At 40.4% G+C, this 21,849-nt stretch carries 19 protein-coding genes and 1 other RNA gene; 2 read left to right on the top strand and 18 right to left on the bottom strand.

Features of this window, described 5'->3' with window-relative positions; all coding sequences use genetic code 11:
* Positions 1-9: 9 nt before the first annotated feature.
* From B7698_RS04890 to B7698_RS04825, 14 genes are all read right to left on the bottom strand, one after another.
* Positions 10-1,005, bottom strand: coding sequence for an envelope stress sensor histidine kinase LiaS (locus tag B7698_RS04890; RefSeq protein WP_000743694.1), 996 nt, complete (start codon positions 1,003-1,005; stop codon positions 10-12).
* Positions 1,002-1,700 carry a cell wall-active antibiotics response protein LiaF gene (gene liaF / locus B7698_RS04885; RefSeq protein ID WP_001224652.1) on the bottom strand — a complete coding sequence of 233 codons (699 nt, stop codon included), beginning with the start codon at positions 1,698-1,700 and terminating at the stop codon, positions 1,002-1,004. Before liaF ends, B7698_RS04890 begins: the two co-directional genes overlap by 4 nt.
* A 77-nt stretch (positions 1,701-1,777) precedes the next feature.
* Positions 1,778-2,788 (bottom strand): type 2 isopentenyl-diphosphate Delta-isomerase, encoded by a 1,011-nt coding sequence (gene fni / locus B7698_RS04880; protein WP_084864823.1) that lies wholly within the window; start codon positions 2,786-2,788, stop codon positions 1,778-1,780.
* Positions 2,772-3,779, bottom strand: a complete 1,008-nt coding sequence (locus B7698_RS04875; protein WP_084864822.1) for a phosphomevalonate kinase — start codon at positions 3,777-3,779, stop codon at positions 2,772-2,774. The genes fni and B7698_RS04875 overlap by 17 nt, the downstream gene beginning before the upstream one ends.
* The gene (mvaD, locus tag B7698_RS04870) at positions 3,766-4,719 is read right to left on the bottom strand and encodes a diphosphomevalonate decarboxylase (protein WP_084864821.1); all 954 of its coding nucleotides are present in this window, start codon (positions 4,717-4,719) and stop codon (positions 3,766-3,768) included. The genes B7698_RS04875 and mvaD overlap by 14 nt, the downstream gene beginning before the upstream one ends.
* Positions 4,701-5,579, bottom strand: coding sequence for a mevalonate kinase (gene mvk, locus B7698_RS04865; RefSeq protein ID WP_084864820.1), 879 nt, complete (start codon positions 5,577-5,579; stop codon positions 4,701-4,703). Before mvk ends, mvaD begins: the two co-directional genes overlap by 19 nt.
* 122 nt (positions 5,580-5,701) lie before the next feature.
* Positions 5,702-6,763: a choline-binding protein CbpJ gene (gene cbpJ, locus B7698_RS04860; RefSeq protein ID WP_084864819.1), complete on the bottom strand. Its 1,062-nt coding sequence runs from the start codon at positions 6,761-6,763 to the stop codon at positions 5,702-5,704.
* Between the two features lie 100 nt (positions 6,764-6,863).
* Positions 6,864-7,553, bottom strand: a complete 690-nt coding sequence (locus tag B7698_RS04855) for a response regulator transcription factor (RefSeq protein ID WP_050283620.1) — start codon at positions 7,551-7,553, stop codon at positions 6,864-6,866.
* 11 nt (positions 7,554-7,564) lie between these two features.
* Positions 7,565-8,989 carry an NADP-dependent phosphogluconate dehydrogenase gene (gene gndA / locus B7698_RS04850; RefSeq protein WP_000158778.1) on the bottom strand — a complete coding sequence of 475 codons (1,425 nt, stop codon included), beginning with the start codon at positions 8,987-8,989 and terminating at the stop codon, positions 7,565-7,567.
* A gap of 75 nt (positions 8,990-9,064) precedes the next feature.
* Positions 9,065-10,477: a cell division site-positioning protein MapZ gene (gene mapZ, locus B7698_RS04845; protein ID WP_084864818.1), complete on the bottom strand. Its 1,413-nt coding sequence runs from the start codon at positions 10,475-10,477 to the stop codon at positions 9,065-9,067.
* 13 nt (positions 10,478-10,490) lie between these two features.
* Complete coding sequence (locus B7698_RS04840; protein WP_084864817.1) at positions 10,491-11,648, bottom strand: THUMP domain-containing class I SAM-dependent RNA methyltransferase; 1,158 nt, start codon at positions 11,646-11,648, stop codon at positions 10,491-10,493.
* Positions 11,649-11,733: 85 nt separating this feature from the next.
* Positions 11,734-12,115, bottom strand: an RNA gene (gene rnpB / locus B7698_RS04835) — RNase P RNA component class B.
* 20 nt (positions 12,116-12,135) lie between these two features.
* On the bottom strand, positions 12,136-12,465 hold the full coding sequence (gpsB, locus tag B7698_RS04830; protein ID WP_023946600.1) for a cell division regulator GpsB: 330 nt from the start codon (positions 12,463-12,465) through the stop codon (positions 12,136-12,138).
* Positions 12,466-12,537: 72 nt separating this feature from the next.
* Positions 12,538-13,065, bottom strand: coding sequence for an SLOG family protein (locus B7698_RS04825; RefSeq protein ID WP_084864816.1), 528 nt, complete (start codon positions 13,063-13,065; stop codon positions 12,538-12,540).
* A 66-nt stretch (positions 13,066-13,131) separates the two neighbouring features.
* On the opposite strand from B7698_RS04825, the gene recU reads away from it, so the two are divergent.
* Complete coding sequence (gene recU / locus B7698_RS04820; protein WP_084864815.1) at positions 13,132-13,728, top strand: Holliday junction resolvase RecU; 597 nt, start codon at positions 13,132-13,134, stop codon at positions 13,726-13,728.
* Positions 13,725-15,893 carry a penicillin-binding protein PBP1A gene (gene pbp1a / locus B7698_RS04815; protein WP_084864814.1) on the top strand — a complete coding sequence of 723 codons (2,169 nt, stop codon included), beginning with the start codon at positions 13,725-13,727 and terminating at the stop codon, positions 15,891-15,893. The genes recU and pbp1a overlap by 4 nt, the downstream gene beginning before the upstream one ends.
* 141 nt (positions 15,894-16,034) lie before the next feature.
* On the opposite strand, the gene B7698_RS04810 is transcribed toward pbp1a, so the two are convergent.
* The 4 genes from B7698_RS04810 to B7698_RS04795 form a co-directional block, all read right to left on the bottom strand.
* On the bottom strand, positions 16,035-18,014 hold the full coding sequence (locus B7698_RS04810; RefSeq protein ID WP_084864813.1) for a peptide ABC transporter substrate-binding protein: 1,980 nt from the start codon (positions 18,012-18,014) through the stop codon (positions 16,035-16,037).
* 198 nt (positions 18,015-18,212) lie between these two features.
* Positions 18,213-19,265 (bottom strand): glycosyltransferase, encoded by a 1,053-nt coding sequence (locus B7698_RS04805; RefSeq protein ID WP_064276685.1) that lies wholly within the window; start codon positions 19,263-19,265, stop codon positions 18,213-18,215.
* Between the two features lie 37 nt (positions 19,266-19,302).
* On the bottom strand, positions 19,303-20,400 hold the full coding sequence (gene glf / locus B7698_RS04800) for a UDP-galactopyranose mutase (protein ID WP_064276687.1): 1,098 nt from the start codon (positions 20,398-20,400) through the stop codon (positions 19,303-19,305).
* Between the two features lie 11 nt (positions 20,401-20,411).
* A complete protein-coding gene (locus B7698_RS04795) occupies positions 20,412-21,824 on the bottom strand; it encodes a flippase (protein ID WP_064276689.1) in 1,413 nt (470 codons plus the stop codon).
* Positions 21,825-21,849 lie beyond the last annotated feature (25 nt).

The following is a 21,849-nucleotide window of genomic DNA, read 5'->3' as shown; positions in this document are numbered from 1 at the left end:
ACTCCTTTATCATTCCTTATCGAGCAGGGGAATACGGATATCAACTGCCAGCCCTTGCTTGGGAGCTGTTAATAACTGAACCGTCCCTGCCATATCTTCAACCCGCTCCTTGATATTGCGTAGTCCATAACTCAAGTCATCTAAACTCCCTAACTGGAAACCAATCCCATTATCCACCACCTTCAGTTGCAATTCAAAATCTGTCTGATAGAGATAGACATCCAGACAAGATGCCTGGGCATGGCGGAGGGTATTGCTGATCAATTCTTGCAAGATGCGGAAGATATGCTCCTCGATTTTCTTAGGCAATTTCGTCACATTTTGCTTGAAAGCAACTTTAAGATCACTCTTGTCTTCAAGCTCTTTTAGGAGAATTTGAATCCCTTCTATCAAGCTCTTCTGCTCCAGTTCAACTGGTCGCAAGTGCAGGAGCAAGACTCTCAAGTCCTTCTGGGCTGTTTCTAAAATAGCTGTGACACTCTGCAACTGGATCTGCATCTTTTCTCTATCCAATTTCAAAGCCTGCTGACTGATACCCGATAAAATCATGTGGGCCGCAAACAACTCCTGACTGACTGTATCGTGCAAATCCCGAGCAATCCGCTTTCTTTCCTTCTCAATGATTTCCTCTTCCTGAGCAAGGCTGTGATTTTCAGCCTTTTGAAGTGCTTCTGTCAAAAGGTTAAGTTTGCCAGACAAGGACTTGAAACTGGCATCCAAATCTGGATCTGCAACCTGAACTACTTCTTGCCCTGCCAACAAACGCTTGAGATTAGCCTGCATTTTTCTTAGAGAAAGCTCTTCAACACCTCGCCAAAACAGGGCTAAGAGAAAGGTCATGGACATGCTGAATACCAACAACAAAAAGACAAATTTTTCTGTTTTTTCGACATCATGCAAGAAAATAGACCAGTCAAAGTCAAGGATTTCCAGCAAGCTGTGGGAGAAAAACAAGACAAACAAGATGGAGGTGAGAGCAATCATTACATAAGCTTGTTTTTTCATCCTCTAACCACCTCAACATCGCCAATCATAGTGGTCAAGAAAATCTTGACACTCTTGTTACTCTTGAGATAGTCTCTTGTTTCTTGATGATAGTGTTCATTACGGAGGGCTCGCTTGGGCTGGTTGAAAAAAGTCAAATCCCCATAGAGACAGTTAACGCTGAGACTGACTTCCACATCTACAGGTACGATGATTTTGGTCGTGCCTACCATCTTTCTAAGGATAATGACATTGTCATGATTGGTTAGAATGACCCTCTCCAGATGAATGGTGTCCTTGCCCATGAGACGAAAGAGATTGATATCATCAAACTGGCAAGTCTGGTAGCTTGAAAAATGATGGAGATTGCCAAACCAACGATTTTTCTCCTTCTTAACCGTTACCACCTCTTCAAACACCAAATTGGTCTGCTCTTTTTCCTGGTTCATCATCGGATAAAGAAGAAAGAGGCTGTATATAACCGCAACAAAAATAGCTAAAATCACAAAAGGATTGAGCATGACGATGAAAAAGAAGAGAATGGTTGCCACCACTAAAAGAAGATTATTGCCCTCTTTACCAGTGTAATAGCGAATCAAAAGCAAAAAGAGGAATAAAATCAGCAGAAAACGCGAAAAATGCTCTGAAACCATCAAAATCAGAGCTCCTGTCAAAAGACAGGCTTCGATAAATAAAAAGATTTTAAATTTTCTCATAGGTTCATCCTCTCCCTTCTATTTTATCACACTTCAAAAAAGTCACCTCAGTCTGAGGATGGAAAAAAAGGCGGTGGTTACGCCTTTTTCATCTGATTCTTTGCTTCTTTTAATTTTCCATAAAGAAGATAGTCTACTTTTTGCAAATCTGCTATGGTGGCACAATTAAGGGCACACATGATCAAGCGTAGATCGTCTTTCCAGCCTTGGACAATGCCAATCACTTCTTCAACTGTATAGGTTTCAACCAATTCTAGAACTGTTCGAGACAGTCCTACAGCCTTGGCTCCAAAAACCAAACACTTAATCATATCCAGCGGATTGCGAACGCCTCCACTGACCAAGAGTTCAACCTTATCTTTCCATTCTTGGGCATTGAGAAGGACCTGCATGGTAGACTGGCCCCATTGATTGAGGTAATCACGCTGGCCACTGCGACGGTTTTCGATATAGGCAAAGCTGGTACCACCACGACCTGACAGGTCAAAGGTTCGAACGCCCAATTCATAGGCTCTCTCGATGGTCTTGGCATCCATTCCAAAGCCGACTTCCTTTAGGACAATAGGAACAGGGATTTGTTTACTATAGTCTGCTAGATTCGATTGCCAGCTTCTGAACTTTCTTTCTCCCTCAGGCATGAGCAACTCCTGCATGACATTGACATGCACCTGCAAGAGAACAGGATCCATCTCTTCTACAGTCTGAAGTCCTAACTCGACAGGCTTGTCCAATCCAATATTGGTTCCAAGAAGGAGATTTAGATGACTAGACTTAACAGAAAAAGAGTCATCTGCTGGATCTTTGAGGGCTGCGCTATAAGATCCCGTCACAAACAAAATCCCACAGGCGTCCGCCACCTGAGCCAGCTTTTGATTGATTTCTCTTCCCTTATCACTTCCACCCGTCATGGCATTGATATAAAAAGGAAAGTCCCACTTTCGACCAGCAAATTCTGTCGAAAGATTGATTTCATCCAGATCGTAAAGAGGCAAGGAAGAATGAATCAACTCCACCTCATCAAAGCTATTATAGGAACTTTTCTGCTCAAGGGCATAGCGGATGTGCTCATCCTTACGATTTGTCGTCATGTCCTATCCTTTCTTGGTATAAGAGCTCAATCCCCAGATCGGCCCAACGGTTTTTTAGGGTTTCAGTTGATTGCTCACCAAAACTCAAGGCAATACCACAATCACCACCACCAGCGCCGCTACTCTTAGCAACAGCTTGCAAATCTTGACTGGCTTCTTTCAACTGTCTAAGCGAAGGCGTGTAAATATCTGCGCTCAAGCTTTCTAAAAGCTTACTGGCTACTTCTACTTGCTCGATAATTTTTTCTGATTCCCCCTGCTCCAAAGCTTCTACCAAAGAAACCACCGTTTCTTTTGAGGAACTTAAAAAATTCTGATTGATGTTTTGCTTGATTTGCTGAACCATGTGACTCGATACAGCCACTTCCTTGGTCCATCCCACTAGGAAATCACATTCTAGGGCAGGTTGTACGTGTGAGATTGAAAAGCCCCAATCACGCTCTAAAACAGTCGCTAAGTTTTCTTCTTTCAACCAAGCAGCCACCTTCTTTCGATCAAAAGACTGGTAAAGAACCAATTCCTCTGCCACAATACAGGCAAGGTCCCCCATAGAACCATTGTCTCCGCGCTTGAGCAAGACCGCGCTAGCCAGCTTGAACAAGAGCTCCTGATCAACCAAAAGCTTATACAGAGCCAGCAAAGCCTTGACAACCAAGACAACGACGCTGCCACTAGAACCCAGACCAAACTTTTTCCCTTCTCGTTCCATTTTTCCTCGGATTTCCAAAGAAAAAGGTCGCAAGGTCTCCCCACGATAAACGAGGAAATCTTCCACTAAAGCAATTGTTTCTTGAATCAAGCTATAGTCAGGATTTGGCGTCAAATCCGCTGCGAAATCAAACATATCCGAATAGATACGATAACTATCAGAAAAAGCAATCTCGCCCTTCATATAGATGGGAATGGCCTTTATCAAGGCCAATTGCCCTGGCTCTAAAATAGCATATTCCCCTGCCCAATAGAGTTTTCCGCAAGTTTTAACAGCAATCATCTTGGCTCAAATCCTTTGTTTTTGACACAATCAAGCGATAACGCTGACCGAAGATTTCTGATAAATGCTCCAAGTCTTTCTCCTGACAGAGAACCTTGACATTGGGACCAGCATCCATGGTAAAGTAGCAAGCTTCTCCTTGCTCACGAAGCTGGCGGACAAAGTCCATGGCTTCATAGCTTGCATCCGTCAGATAAGAAAAGGCTGGTGATGCTGTTTTGGTCGTAGCGTGCATAGCCAGAGCATTTTCCTCCGTTAACTCCCCAACCTTGGCAAAGTCATTTTCCTTGAGATAAACCAGCATATCCTGATAGTCTTTCTCAGACTGACGGACCCAGTCATCAAAGGTCGTCGATGTCTCCACACAAAGTTTCATCCCATCACGGCTAGAAATTGGTTTTTTCTTGTCCTCCAGCACCAACATAATCATAGCTAGTTTCAAGTCTGTCTCTACAGGGTAAATTTCTCCGCTATCCTTATCCCAAGCACCTAGTGGTCCATAAAAACTCCGAGAGGAAGAGCCTGAGGCAAACTTAGCCTCCTGTGCCAACTGGCTCCGAATCAATCCAAGCTTGAAATAAGCATTACAAGCCTTGACCAAGGCAGACAAACCACTAGAACTTGATGACAAGCCCGCTGCCGTAGGCATATTATTTTGAGTATCAATTCGAACAAAGCCCTCACCAGCTGGACGGTAACGGTCAATAATCTTGCTCATCTTGACATGCTCCGCCTCACTCTGTAGCTGACCATTGATGTAAAAAACATCAGCAGTCGCATCCGTCGGTAGAGGCGACAGGGCCGTCTCTGTGTACATGTTTTCCAAAGTCAGAGAGATGCTGCTAGTAGCAGGCACCATCTCTTTTTCTTTTTTCTTTCCCCAATATTTGATAATAGCAATATTTGCGTAAGAACGTACTGTTACAGGCTCTCTATCCATGTCTGAACAGCTCCTTTCTCTTCTAATCTTTCTGCTAGTTCTTGAGCTTGTGTCAAATCGGCTGCCAAGGCTATGATACAGCCTCCAAGACCACCACCACTCATCTTGGCCCCCAGAGCACCATGGCTAAGAGCCGTTTCAACGAGGTAATCTGCCTCAGAGCTACTGACACCAATTTCTTTTAAATGAAAATGCGCTTGACTGAGGATTTGTCCCAATTCTTCAGCATCTTTTTGTGAAATCGCAACTTCTGCCTTCTGGGTCAATTCTCCCAAGGCATGCAAAAACGGTAGGGCATCCTTGCCCTTGTTTTGAACCACTTGAATGGCTTCACGAGTATGGCCATAAACACCCGTATCGGCAATCACCAAATAGGCAGATAAATCCATCTCAAGCTCTGTAAATCCTACATTCTTAATAAATCGAATAGGCTGGTCACTGAGACAGGTCTTAGCATCCAAACCACTAGGATTCATATGGGCAATCATTTCAGCCCGATTGACCAAGACTTCTAGTACATCATGAGGCAGTTCTGCCTGATAGTAGTCAAATACCGCACGAATGGCCGCTATGCTGATAGCTGCTGACGAACCCATTCCCCGCTTCTCAGGGATAGCTGAGTCAATCTCACAGCGAATGCAGGCTTCTGTGATATCCAAATACTCCAGTGAGGCATACACCGCCATGGACAAGGTATCCTCCTCATAAAGACGCCAAGGACTCGCTGCAGGAACTACCTTACAAGTCACCTCCACCTCCAAAAGAGGCAGGGAAATAGCCGGATAACCGTAAACGACTGCATGCTCCCCTATTAAAATAATCTTACTATGTGCCTGACCGACACCAATTTTTTTTGTCATTTTTTCCTTTTACTAGACGAAAAAGCCGTCTCATTTTTTCATACAAGTATTTATTCTCTCCAATCTATTTTATTATATTTTCACAAAAAAAGCGATTGTTTCCTTCACAATCGCCTCTTTCATTATTGAACCCATTCACCATTATAATTGACGTAGTAGCCATCTACGGTCGTATTCACTGCTAAAGCACCTGAGCTATAAGCATAGTACCATTTACTACCGACCTGGAACCAGCCAGTTGCCATAGCTCCTGATGAACGGAGATAGTACCACTTGTTACCAAGATATTGCCAACCTGTTTGCATATCACCATTTGACTGGTCTAAATAATACCAAGTTGAACCTTCCTGATACCAACCAGTCGCCATGGCTCCTGATGAACGGAGGTAGTACCACTTGTTCCCAAGGTATTGCCAGCCCGTTTTCATATCGCCATTTGGTTCATCTAAATAATACCAAGTTGAGCCTTCTTGATACCAGCCAGTTGCCATGGCTCCTGATGAACGGAGGTAGTACCACTTGTTGCCAATTTGCTTCCAACCAGTTTGCATGATACCAGTTTCTTGATCTAGATAGTACCAAGCTGAACCATCATTTACCCAACCTGCACGTCTTTCACCACCAATATAGTTTTCTCCATTAATTTCCGTTTTAGCTAGATAATACCAATTAGACTGGTCATAAAGCCAACCTGTCTCTAAAGAATGATTTTGATTAAAGTAATAGTTCGTGTAAAAACTCTTCTCCTCTTTATCTTCCGGATTTGTACGTTTTTCCCCATACTTTCTTCCAACGCTGTCTTTAGTTTTAACCTCTAATGCTTCCCAACCAACAAACTCTTGTAGCACTCCATTTTTGTCAAAGTAGTACCATTCTGGCATTGGGGAACCTTCTAATCTTATACCATTAGGGTAAGGACCAATTGTATATCCTTTAACTGGCATTGGAATGTACTGCCAACCAACAACCATTTCGCCATTATAATCAAAATAATAGGTCTTGCCATCAATCACTCGCCAGTCCGTTTCTTTGATGTCACCCTTCTTGTAGTAGGTTCTACCATTTTCTTGGACAAATTTCCAACCTTCTGAATCAGCATCATCCGCCAATACTGCACTTGTTGCTAGCAAACCGAAGAAAAAGACTGCTAATGCGATTTGCATCAATTTTTTTATTATTTTCATTAGATGTATCCTCCATAACTGATTATAGCAAAGACCAAATCGCATGTCAATATATAGAAAATCCCTCAAAAAAAGCAGTTACAAAACTGCAACTGCTTTTCTATTCTTGCATGGTGTAACCAACACCACGAACGGTTTTAATGTAACTTTTTTGACCTTTTACATCAAGCTTGCTACGTAGATAACGAATATAGACATCCACGATATTGGTTTCGGTCGCACTTTCATACTTCCAGACACTTTCCAACAACTGCTCACGAGTCAGAACTTTCTTGCTCCCCATAAGAGTAGCCAAGAGATCATACTCACGACGAGTCAAAGCAATCATCTCCTCGCCACGATAAACGGTATGATGTTCTACATCCATACGCAGATTGCGGTAAGACGTTGGAACCTTCATCTGACTACAGTGTTGGTCGATAAAGTCCCGACCTCGGAAAATCGCTGAAATACGAGCTACCAGATTATCAATAATAACTGGCTTATAGATGTAAGAAACGGCAAAGCGTTGGATTGTCTCAATCTGATCTTGCAATTCTTCACGATGGTCCAAGACCATGATAACTGAGGCTGGCTTAGTCCGACTCAGCTTGTCTGCAAAATCCTGGGCTGTCATATCCCCCAGATGAGCATTCAATAAAATCAAGTCATAGTCTGTCTGAAGAGCCATAGAGAGGGCTTTTTGCCCCTCCTCAACCTGATCAACTCGGTATTGCTCTTTTTGGAGCTCCAAACTTAAAAAATGAGCTAGATTTCGTTCTTTCTCAAGTAATAAAATCCGTTTCCCCATGGCAGACCTACTTATTTTTCGTCATACCAAGAGTAGTGGAATGTTCCTTCTTTGTCTTTACGTTGGTAAGTGTGAGCACCAAAGTAGTCACGCTGTGCTTGGATCAAGTTAGCTGGAAGGTCAGCTGAACGGTAGCTATCAAAGTAAGTAATAGCTGCTGAGAACGTTGGTACTGGCACACCAGCTTGAACTGCAAGAGCTACGATATCACGCACTGCTTGTTGGTACTTAGCAGTAACATCCAAGAAGTACTCATCCAAAAGAAGGTTCGCAAGGTCTGCATCACGGTTGTAAGCATCTGTAATCTTTTGCAAGAAACGAGAACGGATGATACAGCCATCACGCCAGATAGATGCGATATCTGCAAATGGCAAGTTCCAGTTGTTTTCTTTAGAAGCTACACGCAATTGCGCAAAACCTTGTGCGTATGAAATGATTTTTGAGAAGTAAAGGGCTTGACGGATCTTTTCAATCAACTCAGCCTTGTCTCCTTCAAATTTGAAGGCAGCTGGTTTTGGAAGAACCTTGCTAGCATGCACACGTTCTTCTTTGTAAGTAGAGATGTAACGTGCAAATACTGACTCAGTAATGAGTGACAATGGCACACCAAGGTCAAGAGATGATTGGCTAGTCCATTTACCAGTTCCCTTGTTACCTGCAGCATCAAGGATGTAATCTACGATTGGTCCATCTTGACCTTCATCGTCTTTACGGCTCAAGATATCAGCTGTGATTTCGATCAAGTAGCTGTCCAATTCACCCTTGTTCCACTCAGTAAAGATTTCAGCCATATCTTCTGCAGAAAGGCCCAACAAGTGTTGCATCAAGTCATAGCTTTCTGCGATCAATTGCATATCACCATACTCGATACCGTTGTGAACCATTTTCACATAGTGACCAGCTCCATCAGGACCGATGTAAGTCACACATGGTTTGCCATCTTCTGGTGCTTTAGCTGAGATTTCTTCAAGAACATCCGCAACCAATTCGTAGGCTTCTTTTTGTCCACCAGGCATGATAGAAGGACCTTCAAGGGCACCTTTTTCACCACCAGAAACTCCAGTACCGATAAAGTTGATGCCTGAGTTTGCCAATTCTTCATTACGACGGATTGTATCTTTGTAGAAAGTGTTTCCTCCGTCGATCAAGATATCACCCTTATCAAGGTGTGGAAGAAGGGCTTGAATTGTAGCATCTGTACCAGGTCCAGCTTGTACCATCAGCATGATACGACGAGGTTTTTCGATTGAGTTTACAAAACTTTCAACATCATAGCTTGGTACAAAGTTCTTTTCAGGATGGCAAGCAATTACATCTTCAGTTTTTTCTTTACTACGGTTGTAAATAGCAACTGTGTAACCACGAGATTCAATATTAAGGGCAAGGTTACGACCCATTACGGCCATACCTACGACACCAAAGTTAGCTTTTGTCATTTGACACTCCTCTTGTTTAATTTGTTTTATTTTATCATTTTTACTTTTGAAAAGAAAGAATTTTGTAACGACTGCTTAGTAGTCCAAAGCATCCGCATGTCCAGAACCATTTCCAACAAAGTATCCTGTCTTACAGTTAAGGGTAAAGAGATAGGTTCCATCTGGCTTGTAGAGGTTGTAATAACCATTGCCATTAACGATATTGACACGTTCAAGGATGTATTGGTTACCAGTGATATAACCACGTGAACGCGAAGTCGCTAAAATTTGTTCCAAAACACCATCCGCGAAATCCCAAGCAGAGTTATTGCTATCATCAACAGCCGATTGATTGAACGGAACTCGACTTGAAGCTCTCTGGAGGTCAACTCCAGAACTTGATAAACCACCATGGCTATCATCACGTGCAGGAACTGAACTATTTGTTGAGGCGCTTGAAGATGGACTAGTGTTGTCTGTAGTGCTCTCTGTTGATGAACTTGAACTTTCTTGACTTGAGCTTGAGCTAGAACTTGAAGGAGCTGTTTGTTGACTCTTACCTAGACTAATAGCCTTATCTAGTAATTTATCAAGCTCCGTATTTCCAGTTTTAATATCTGTAAATTTAGCATCCGATTTAGCTTTAGCGTTAGTGTCCAAAACACCATCAACAATAGCTGGCTTCTCAAACTGAGCATTTACATCTTGAATAGCCTTGATTTGAGTTGCTAGGCTATCATACTTAGATTTTGCAAGCGTATATTCACGACTACCTTCCAGCTTATCAAGTGAGGTTTTCAGTTGAGGCAGTTTATCAAACTGGCTATTTTTTAAAGCCGTTTTGTTGCCATCTGTATAGAAGGCATCATATAAATTATTGAATTCTTCCACATCTGACTGCGTGTTTGTAGTTGATTGAGAAGTCTGGATTTCCTTGGTCGAACGAGCCACTTGACGATAAACATAATAACCAGTTCCAAGGATAAGAACCACTAACGCTGCTAGAATACCGTAAAGCACCCATTTCTTCTTACTTTTTCCATCTTCACTATCTGTGACTCGAGAACGTGTGAGAGCCTCTTCCGCTCCTACCAATGGTACTTCTTCAGTCTCAAATTCTTCGACAAGAGGAGCTTCTGAAACTCGTGTTAATTCTAAATCATCAAACTGACGCAATTCATCTTCTGGAGCTGGAGAAGTTACTCCTGTTCCCTCACGAAGCTCTTGAAGCAAATTATCCAGAGTCTGAGTCTCCTCTATCTCTTCTACCTCTTCTTTTTCAACTAGATCATCCTTGCTAAACTGACGCGTTTCAAACTTATCTGCCTCAATTTCATCTTTATGTTGTTTCACATACTTGTCTAAGATAGAATCTCCAGGCAATACACCTGCTTCCACCTCTTCATTTTTTCGCATAGCTTCTCCAACTGTTAGCTCTTTGGCTTCATCAAAATCAAATTGCGCCTCTTGATGTTCTGCTTTATGACGATTCCGTCTTTTCTTACTCATGAGTTTTTCCTTCCTACTTTACTTCCTGACGTTTAACACGCTGACCAAAATATTGATACAAATCAACTTTTAAAGTTCCGTTGTACAACTTCCGTTTCTTATCCGCCTGACTACCATACTTGGTCTCAAAAGCTTCATCACTAGTTAGGATAAATTTACTCCACGTTTTCAGCGGTGCAAATACTTGACCCATCTCAGCATAAAGCTTGGTAACCCCTGCATCATCTGACAAGCGTTCACCATAAGGCGGGTTAGAGATAATCACTCCATTGATTTTATCAGAACGCAAATCCTGCACTCGCATCTGCTTAAAGGTAATATCTCCTGCAACCCCTGCTGCCTGAGCATTGGCCTTAGCAATTTCCACCATACGTGCATCGATATCACATCCCATGATATCCAGTTCCAGCTCACGATCCACTTTCTTAGCCGCCTCTGTGCGCACTTCTTGGATCAAGCGATCGCTAATCCAGTTCCATTCCTCAAAAGCAAAGTAGCGACGAAGACCAGGAGCCATCTTTCTAGCAATCATAACTGCCTCTATACAGAAAGTTCCTGAACCACAGGTCGGATCAATCAAGGGCTTGTCTGGATACCAGTTAGAAAGTTGCAAAATGGCTGCCGCCATATTTTCCTTGATCGGAGCCCCACCCTTTTCGGTACGATAGCCACGTTTAAAGAGACTGGAGCCTGTCGTATCAATCATGACAGTTGCTATGTCTTTCAGAATAGAAACCTCAATCTTAAACTCAGGACCATTCTCCATCAGAGGAATACCTTCTGGGCGGGCGTAGTGTTTCTGCAATTTCTTGACAACGGCCTTCTTTGAAATAGCCTGAACACTGGGTTCATTGTGTAATTTAGATTTCACACATTTAGCTTTTGAAATTGGGAACCGAGCTCCAAGCGGTAAATAATTTTCCCAATCTAGAGCGAAAACTCCTTGAAAGAGCTCCTCAAAAGTCTTAGCTGGAAAAGTTCCTACGATAATCTTGATACGGTCTGCTGCCCGAAGCCAGAGGTTGGTTTCGATGATGGCTTTCGCATCTCCTTGAAAACGAACACGTCCATTTTCAACCTGACAATCGTAGCCCAACTCTCGCACCTCACGACCAACGACAGCCTCAAGACCCGCTGCAGCAGTAGCGATTAAATTAAATTCTTTTTTCATGTTACAGTCTTATAAGATCTTTCTATATGTCCACTTTAAAAAATGAGGTTGAGAAAGTTTTCTCAGCCCCAACCTATATGCAATTTTCTATAAGCCATGTTTTGTTCCAGAAGTGACTAGGACCACTTCCTTCGATAATCATCTGTCTACTACTAACAGCCTAGAGCTGGTAGCAGTCAGAGTACTACGTTCGTTTCCGTGTACTCCATGCCCCGACCAAAATTTGGGTTGCTAGCTTGAGGGGTTTACCGCGTTCCACTCTCTCTGTTTCCAGAAAGACTCCGTCACTGTGGCACTTTCAAGCCTACTCTGGCCTATCCAAGGACTTAGCCATTTCAACTGCCGTAACGATTTCTCGTCCCTAGGCTTATGGTTTCGCCTAGCACAAACACTACAGGCATCACAGCCTGTGCTAGCATGGACTTTCCTCATGAATAGAAATTCTCCTCACGCGATTATCCAAAAATTGCACTTTTCAAATAATCTCTTATAAATCAGAGTTATCCAAAATTTGTTTACCAAACACTTCTTTCTCAAGACGATTTAGTCGTTTCAAAATATCAAAATTCGTCATAGAAGTTGTAGCTGTCATTTCAAGAGGTTCTGCTTGAACCGGTGCAGATTCAGGTTTGCGAGACAATTCTTCCTTCAACTCTGCAATTTCTTGACGGAGAGACTTGACTAAGGCAGCATAAGTTTCGTAGTCCTTGATGACATCGTCCAAAAATTCATCAACTTCAACCTTACTATATCCACGGACTTCACGTCCAAACTCTTGCTCGAAAATATCTTTCGCTGAAAAAATAATACCTGCCATCTCTCTCTCCATTCTCGGTTTCTATTAGTATTATTATATAAAAAAAGGCAAACAAAAATCAAGGTCAAAGCCTTACTTTTCAGAAAAATTTTCTACTAGCTCATTTAAGTCTTCAAACGTTAACCTTTTTATGCGATAACCTTCCTGATTTTTCATCAAATTGTCTATAAATTTTAATTTAGTCTCATTTTCTGGATCATAGAAAAAATAAGCTAAATCAGTATTTTCCAGTAAAAATCGTTGGTAGTCTCGTAGTTGCCCCATATGTTCATATTTAGGATAGGCATATTTGACAAAATCGACCTGCTTAAATTGGCTAAGTTTAAGCTGATTCGCTTCATTCCAATTTTCCCCGTGTGTTTCAAAATCAAAAATGGTTGCTAGGTTGAAATCATATTCTTCTTTCATTTCATTTGCGACATCAAGAACCCAAGATTCAAATCCCAAGTTCCCTGTAAAGATCAGCCAGTTAATCCCTTCTTCTGCTAAACTTTCTAAATCACGGCGAATGGCTTTCTTTATAATTTTTAACCTGATATCTTTTTCATTAAACAAACCCAAGTCAAAATTAGAATATCCCATGATTAAAGCTGTAGTCATTTTTACACCTTTCTTTCTATTTTTATGGTATAATAGAGTGATGTTATTGTACCAATAAGGAGAAATATGGTCAACTATCCTCATAAAATTTCATCCCAAAAAAACCAAACATCCATTTCTCAACCAAAAAATTTCGCAAATCGAGGAATGACTTTTGAAAAGATGATCAACGCTACAAACGACTACTATCTGACGCATGGTATGGCAGTTATCCATAAAAAGCCAACGCCTGTTCAGATTGTTCGAGTAGACTATCCTCAACGTAGTCGAGCCAAAATTGTAGAAGCCTACTTTAGACAAGCTTCTACAACCGATTACTCTGGCGTATATAGAGGACATTACATTGACTTTGAAGCTAAGGAAACACGACAAAAGAATGCTATTCCAATGAAGAACTTCCATCTTCACCAGATTCAACATATGGAACAAGTTCTAGAACAGCAGGGCATTTGCTTCGTACTGCTTCATTTTTCTTCTCGACAAGAAACTTATTTGTTGCCGGCACTTGATTTGATTCGCTTTTATCATCAAGATAAGGGCCAAAAATCAATGCCACTTGGATATATTCAAGAATACGGATATTTAATAAAGCAAGGAGCTTTCCCTCAAATTCCCTATCTCGATATTATCAAAGAACGTTTACTAGGTGGTAAAACAAGATGAATAAACAAACTATTCTGCGATTCTTAAAGTATATTGGAATTACATTTCTTACCTTATTTATCGCATTATTTCTATTAGGTGGAGGTGTTTTCCTCTACTTTGTTAGCAAGGCTCCAGCCTTATCTGAAAGTAAATTAGTTGCGACAACCTCTAGCAAGATTTATGACAACAAAAACGAACTGATTGCTGACCTTGGATCTGAACGTCGCGTAAATGCTCAAGCAAATGAAATTCCTACTGATTTGGTCAAGGCCATCGTGTCTATCGAAGACCACCGTTTCTTTGATCATAGAGGTGTTGATACCATTCGTATCATGGGCGCGGCATTGAGAAACCTCCAAGGGAAAGGAGGGCTCCAAGGGGCTTCAACCTTGACTCAGCAATTGATTAAATTAACTTATTTCTCTACTTCAACTGCCGATCAAACCTTGTCACGTAAAGCCCAAGAAGCTTGGCTAGCCGTTCAATTAGAACAAAAAGCAACCAAGCAAGAAATCCTGACCTACTACATCAACAAAGTCTACATGTCTAACGGTAACTATGGAATGCAAACCGCAGCTCAAAATTACTATGGAAAAGACTTGAAGGATTTAAGCTTGCCACAGTTAGCACTCCTAGCCGGAATGCCTCAAGCACCAAACCAATATGATCCATATTCCCATCCAGAAGCTGCTCTAGAGCGTCGTAACTTGGTACTTTCAGAAATGAAGGGACAGAAATATATCAGTGCAGAAGATTACGAAAAAGCTATTAATACGCCTATCACTGACGGTCTTCAAAGCTTGAAGTCAGCCAATAGTTACCCAGCCTATATGGACAACTACCTCAAAGAAGTAATCGACCAAGTCGAACAAGAAACGGGCTACAACCTTCTTACCACAGGTATGGAAGTCTATACTAATGTCGACAAAAATGTTCAACAGAGACTTTGGGATGTATACAATACAGATGAGTACGTTGCTTATCCAGATGATGAACTTCAAATAGCTTCCACTATCGTGGATGTAACAAATGGTAAAGTCATTGCTCAGTTAGGGGCACGTCACCAATCAAGTAATGTATCTTTCGGAATCAACCAAGCCGTTGAAACCAATCGTGACTGGGGTTCTACTATGAAACCAATCACTGACTATGCTCCCGCTTTAGAATATGGAGTCTATGACTCTACTGCGTCTATTGTACATGATGTTCCTTATAACTATCCTGGTACTGATACTCCAGTCTACAACTGGGATCATGGTTACTTTGGAAATATTACACTTCAGTATGCACTTCAACAGTCACGTAATGTCACAGCAGTTGAAACTCTTAATAAGGTTGGTTTAGATAGAGCTAAAACCTTCCTTAATGGTCTTGGTATCGACTATCCAAGCATGCATTATGCAAACGCCATTTCAAGTAACACAACTGAATCCAACAAACAGTACGGTGCAAGTAGTGAAAAAATGGCTGCTGCTTATGCCGCCTTTGCTAATGGTGGTATTTACCACAAACCAATGTATATCAATAAAATCGTCTTTAGTGATGGTAGTGAAAAAGAATTTTCTGATGCTGGTACACGAGCTATGAAAGAAACTACTGCCTATATGATGACCGAAATGATGAAAACTGTTTTAGCTTACGGAACCGGACGTGGTGCTTACCTACCATGGCTTCCACAAGCAGGTAAGACAGGTACTTCTAACTATACTGACGACGAAATTGAAAAGTATATCAAGAATACTGGCTATGTAGCTCCAGATGAAATGTTTATAGGTTATACTCGTAAGTATTCTATGGCTGTATGGACTGGTTACTCAAATCGTTTAACTCCAATCGTTGGAGATGGTTTCCTAGTTGCTGCTAAGGTTTATCGATCAATGATATCGTATCTATCAGAAGATGACCAACCTGGAGATTGGACGATGCCAGACGGCCTGTTCCGAAATGGAGAATTCGTCTTCCAGAACAACGCAAAGAACACATGGAATAATTCAGTAACACAACAAACACAAACAGTAGAAACTCCAAGCACAACAGCTGAAAGTTCAACTACACAGGCAAGTGCGACTGTTGGTCAACAACCCAATAACTCTCCAGTAACTGATCCTAATCAAGGACAAGCTGGTCAAGCTGTCCAACCAACGCCACAAAATCCACAAGTTCAACAGCAACCACAACAGTGAGATGAAAGAAAATCCTGAGAATAAAAACTCAGGATTTTTTCTACAAAAAAATTAACTTCATAATCTTTGAAAGTGAAAAGATGTTTCAACTCATTTTCGATAAACCAAAAGAAGTTAGCGAATAACTAACTTCTTTTTATCTTATTTCACATGTTTTGCGAGTTCTTCTTGCGCTTTTTTATTGGATTCTTCTTTTTCTTTCATCCATTTATCTTGAGCTTTTTGATATTCATCTGCAGTGACTGCCTTGTCTTGAAGTTCAAGATATTTGTATCGGAGCGGATCGCTTGTCCCCTTGTTACCTGAGAAAGAGAAAGGTAAAGTAAATGGTACCATCTTAGACAAGATTGGACGACCTGTACGAGATGTCGTTGGAATGACTAGTGCACTATCTGTCAACCATGCTTGAGCTTCAGCATACTTGTTATACCGTTTTGTAACATCTGTAGTTTCTTCCCCTGCTTCATTGACCATTTTATCATAATCATTGAGACCAACCTTCTTAGCCGCCTCATTGTCTTTTCCTGAATCAAATCCTAGGTAAGTTCTCGTATTTTCCCCTACAGAAGGTTTGATGATGTCAAGATAAGTTGATGGATCTGAGAAGTCTGGTCCCCATCCAACGTTATCAGAAAGATCCCAATCCTCACCAGCAGCAGTTTGAGCAAATAAAGTTACATTAAGCACTTCATCTTTTTGTAATTGTTGGATATCAATAATGACATTATCAGTTCCTAAAGTCGCTTCCAAGGATTGTTTCATAGATTGGACACGCTGAACTTTTGTAGTTGCTGTTTGGTCAACAGGCATATCTAGGTGAATTGGGAAGGTCACACCCTCAGCTTGCAAAGCTGATTTAGCTTTAGCAAATTCTGCTTTGGATTTCTCTGGATTATAGAGACCGTCTTGAGCATCAGCAAGGTTGACATCCTTCCATTCATCCCCGTAAGTCACCAATTTTTCTTTGACCAACTCACCAAAGTTCTTACCATCTGCTTGAACAAATGTTGGTGGAACAAAAATATTACGCAAGATTTTGCTTGCTCCAGTTTGTCCATTTAGCTGAGAAGCATAGGCTGTACGATCAAATCCAAAGGCAATAGCCTGACGGAAATCCTTGTTTAACAAAGCCTTTTTAGTAGATGTCTTTTGTTCTTCGCTAGTCTTAGAAGTATATTTATAGGACTGACGGTCGATGTTTGTTCCTACTACATAAGTCGTAGAGTCCTGTTGCGTATAGACAATGTTGTCCTTCATCTCTTTCTCAAGCTCTGCAAAACTTGCACTTGTTGGATAGAGACGAGCTGCTGAAAGGCTACCATCTTTAAAATTCTCTGCTGGTTTGCTAGTATCTTGACCATCCCAGAATGACAATTTGACTTTGTCAATATGAACATTGTCTTTATCCCAATAGTTAGGATTTTTTGCAAATTCAACAGTAGATTTGGTTACAATGGATTTCAACAAATAAGGACCATTATACAAGATACTGCTTGGATCTGTTGCTTTGGCAAAATCATCCCCTTTTGAGTTCAAAAACTCTTCATTGACTGGTGCTAAAACACCCATTGTTGTTTTAGAATTCCAAAAACTTTCAGGTTTGTTCAAAGTGTATTGGACTGTTTGATCGTCAAGAGCTTTAATCCCAACTTGAGAGAAATCTTTATTTTCCCCTTTAGCATAGGCATCCAGTCCTTTGATTGAATCCTGTACCAAGTATAGGCCTTCTGATTTCTTATCTGTCGCATATTTAAGACCTGTTACAAAGTCCTGAGCCTTAACAGGAGCATACTCCTCTCCTTCAGAAGTGTACCACTTGGCATCCTGACGAATCTTATAAGTATAAGTCAAGCCATCTTTAGAAACTGACCAGTCCTCTGCCATTGAGGGAATAAGGTTCCCGTATTTATCATTTTCAAGCAATCCATCAATTACATTACTAGTAATGTCAGCAGTCGCTGCCTTACCTGTTGTTAAGTAGTTGAGATTATCTGGGTCTGTCTCGTAGGTAAATGCAAAAGTCTGCTCACCTTTAGTAGCTGAACCACCAGAACAAGCCGCTAAGACACCAGCTGCTAATAAAGTGACTCCCGCAAGAGCCAATACTTTCCTTGTTTTCATAGTATTCTCCTTTGTTTTTCTATCCATTATAGACCCTTTGCAATCTATTGTCAATATATTTTTCTGAATTTTCATATTTATTTGTTATTTTCTGACAAAAACGGGGTGTTATTTCATTTTTTTATCTATTTTTAACTATAAGAAAAGAGGGAATCCAGTAACTCCCTCATCTATCTATTTGTGTAATTTTTAGATTCATTAATTTAAAGCTTGTAATGCAGAAAGAAGATAAGAACCTTCACGAATTTTTTGACCTACGGACTTAGCATTTTTGATCAAATCCTGATACTCTTCTTGAGACAAATTGTCCAATACTTCTTCTAAATCAAGTAAACTCTCAACACTAATTCCACACTCTTTTTCTAAGACGAAATTAGCTAAAGCAGATTGCCCCCAGACAATAATAGGAAAACCAGAAGCCAAATAAAGTGAAGCCTTGTGGGAATTATTGTATTTCAAATACTCACCAAATACTCCGCTACAAGTTTTAGAACTATCACCATCCCAAACCAAACCAAAGCTTCCTTCTAATGCTGATGGTAGTTCATCTGGAAGAAATGAACCAAAATAGGTTGCATTTGATAGCTTTCTAGACTCATCAAAACCAACACCATAGAGGTTATATGCCGGTCTTGCAGGCAACTCATATAAGTAACCTGCTTTTTCTTGGGCTAAATTTCCAGCTACAATAATAGCCCCTTCCTTAGATAAATCTTCTTTATCCTGATAATTCGGGATCAGATAGTCAAAAATGCCTAAACTAACTATTTTTTTCTCAGAAATCCCCTTATCAACAAGCACTGATTTCATAACTGGATTATGAGCAATAAGACCATCAGCTTGTTTCAAAAGACTAGACTCTTGAAGATGAACACGAATCTTATGCTTCAAGGGTACTGTATCCAAATTAGCATAGCGCAAAACTTCTAAATCATGGATAATAAAGTGAACCTTCACTCCTTTACGTTGGATTCTTTTGACTAAATGAGTCGTAAAGAAACTATGATGAAGCATAGGAAATTGAATCAGTAGCTGATCCCCTTCCTTCAACTTAGATATAGCCTTGGATAGGGCTTTAGCCTTGTGTCGTTGAGCCTTAATAGTCCCCATTTGATACCAATCATCTACCATCAATAATAAAGGACTATAGCCCTCACGAACTACTATTTCTTCAACATCGTTTCGAGCCTTATTTCCCGCATTTCGTGCACCAGAATCCTTCAAAAATTCTTCTTTTAAATAATATTTCATCGATCAATTTCATCGATCAATTTTATTCTTCATTATCTTATTTAAACTCTTTCTCCACAACCTCAAGAGCACGTTCAATGACTACATGCATGTCGTAGTATTTATAATCGGCCAAACGTCCGCAGAAAATTACTTTATCATTTTGTGCTGCTTCTTCTTGATATTTAGCAAACATGGCATTGTTTCTCTCATCATTGATCGGATAATAAGGCTCATCTCCACGTTTCCAATCAGCTGGGTATTCACGAGTAATAACCGTTTTATCTTGTGTTCCGTACTCAAAATGTTTATGCTCAATAATACGAGTATAAGGAATTTCTCGCTCTGTGTAGTTAACAACTGCATTTCCTTGATAGTTCTCCTCATCAAGAACTTCATGCTCAAAACGAAGACTACGGTATTCTAACTCCCCGTGTTTGTAGTCAAAGTATTGATCAATCATTCCAGTAAAGACAACTTTATTAGCTGATTTTTCCAGCTCTTCACGATTTGCAAAGAAATCAACCCCAAGCTCTACTTCTACATCGCCCAACATGTTTTCAATGATGACGTTATAGCCACCGATTGGAATACCTTGGTAACGGTCATTGAAGTAGTTATTATCAAATGTTAGACGAACTGGTAGACGTTTAATGATAAACGGTGGAAGGTCAGTCGTAGAACGTCCCCATTGCTTTTCAGTATATCCTTTAATCAACTTTTCATAAATATCTGGACCAATCAACTTGATAGCCTGTTCTTCCAAGTTTTTAGGTTCAACGTCCTTCATATGAGCCGTTTGCTCAGCAATCTTATCTTTAACTTCTTGAGGAGTTTTTGTCCCCCACATAGCATAGAAAGTATTCATATTGAAAGGTAGGTTATAAAGGCTACCCTTGTAATTAGCTACAGGCGAATTGATATAGTTGTTAAATTCAGCAAATTGATTAACATAATCCCAGACTTTCTTGTTAGAAGTATGAAAGATATGTGCACCATACTTATGAACATTAACACCTTCTACATTCTCACAGTAGATATTCCCACCAATGTGGTCACGTTTATCAATAACTTTTACTTTTTTTCCACGCTTGGTTGCTTCGTAAGCAAAAATTGCTCCAGACAAACCAGCACCAACGATTAGATAATCGTACATAGTTAACTCCATTATTTCTTAATAATTTGTTTTAGTTCTTTTACATCTACCACTTTCAAAGATAGAATTGTAAAAAGATAAATGATTCCACCAAGCACTGCAAAGACTAGAACATTCAGAGTTGGTGAAAAATGTATAACTGTTTTTGAACCTAGCAGTATACCGTACATGATAGCTGATGCTAGAACAATTTTTGTCATAGATCCGATAATAGGAACTTCTTTTAGGTATCTGCTAGTAAAGTATAATTGTATCGCCCATACTAACGCCTCTGTCAATACAGAAACAATGGCTGCTCCGATATATCCAAGTTTTGGAAGGAATAGTAAATTCAAACCTACACTGATAATGGCAGGAGCTGTTGTTGAAATCATGAATTCTTTATTTTGATTGTGAGGTATCAGCATCTGAATTCCCATGATATTGGTCCAACCGATAAAGAACATACGGAAGATCATAATGGCGATTGCATAACGTGCATCCTGAAAATCTTGACCAAGGAAAAACTGAACAAAATCGTCATTGACAATCAAGATTCCTGCCATCATTGGGAAAATCACTAAATTATAAACGAGGAAGGACATTTCATGCATCTTATTGACTGCCTTATAATCACCTGTCACTAACAAATGAGCGACGCGTGGTAACATAACGCTTCCCAAGGAAGTTACCAAGGTCAGAAGTATATTTACCAACTTTAGAGCCTGATCATAAATCCCTACATCTTTTGTAGAAGCTAATGCTCCGAGCATGGTACGATCAAGCGTAACATACAAGGAAATTGCTACTTGCGGAAGGAACAATAATATGACAGGCTTCACATGATGCCTAGCATATTCTATGTCAAAATGCAGTTTACCGATAAGCTCCTGAGCAGGTAACCACATACTTAGTTGCCCCAAAAGTTCAAATATGGTTAGCAAAAAAACATAGAGATATAGGTCATTTGCAGATTTAACAAAGAGGAAGATTGAAATGACTCCAACGATCTTGACCGTGATATTTCGAACAGTAATCTTTCGAAAATCTTCCAACCCTTGAAAGAGCCAGGAAATGTCTAAACCTTTTGAAACTAAACTCAAGCCTAGAATGTAGGCTACTGGATTTTTCATAACAGGAAGAGTCAGACAAAGAAGAGCATACATGGACATAGAAATAACTGTTGCACCTAATTGCAGAGAGTAGATCCCCCAAAAGTTTTTTTCAATTTCCTTGCGATGTCCTGAAATGACCTTGGTCCCATAGTTAGCAACTCCTAGCGTCGCTAAGAGGATGAAGTAGGTGACAATGGAATTAAAGTATCCGTACGTCCCTAAATCATCCGAAGAAAAGACCCGTGTTACATAGGGAGTCGTAATAATCGGGAGTAAAATCACCAACAGTTGGTAAGATAGATTGTAGGCGTAGTTTTTTAGTACTTTCATCTCAACCTGCCCTATTATAATCAAT

Source organism: Streptococcus mitis (assembly GCF_002096855.1).
Classification (GTDB): Bacteria; Bacillota; Bacilli; order Lactobacillales; family Streptococcaceae; genus Streptococcus; species Streptococcus mitis_Y.
The sequence above is the reverse complement of the archived record's forward strand: the minus strand, read 5'-3'. Positions and strand labels throughout refer to the sequence as shown.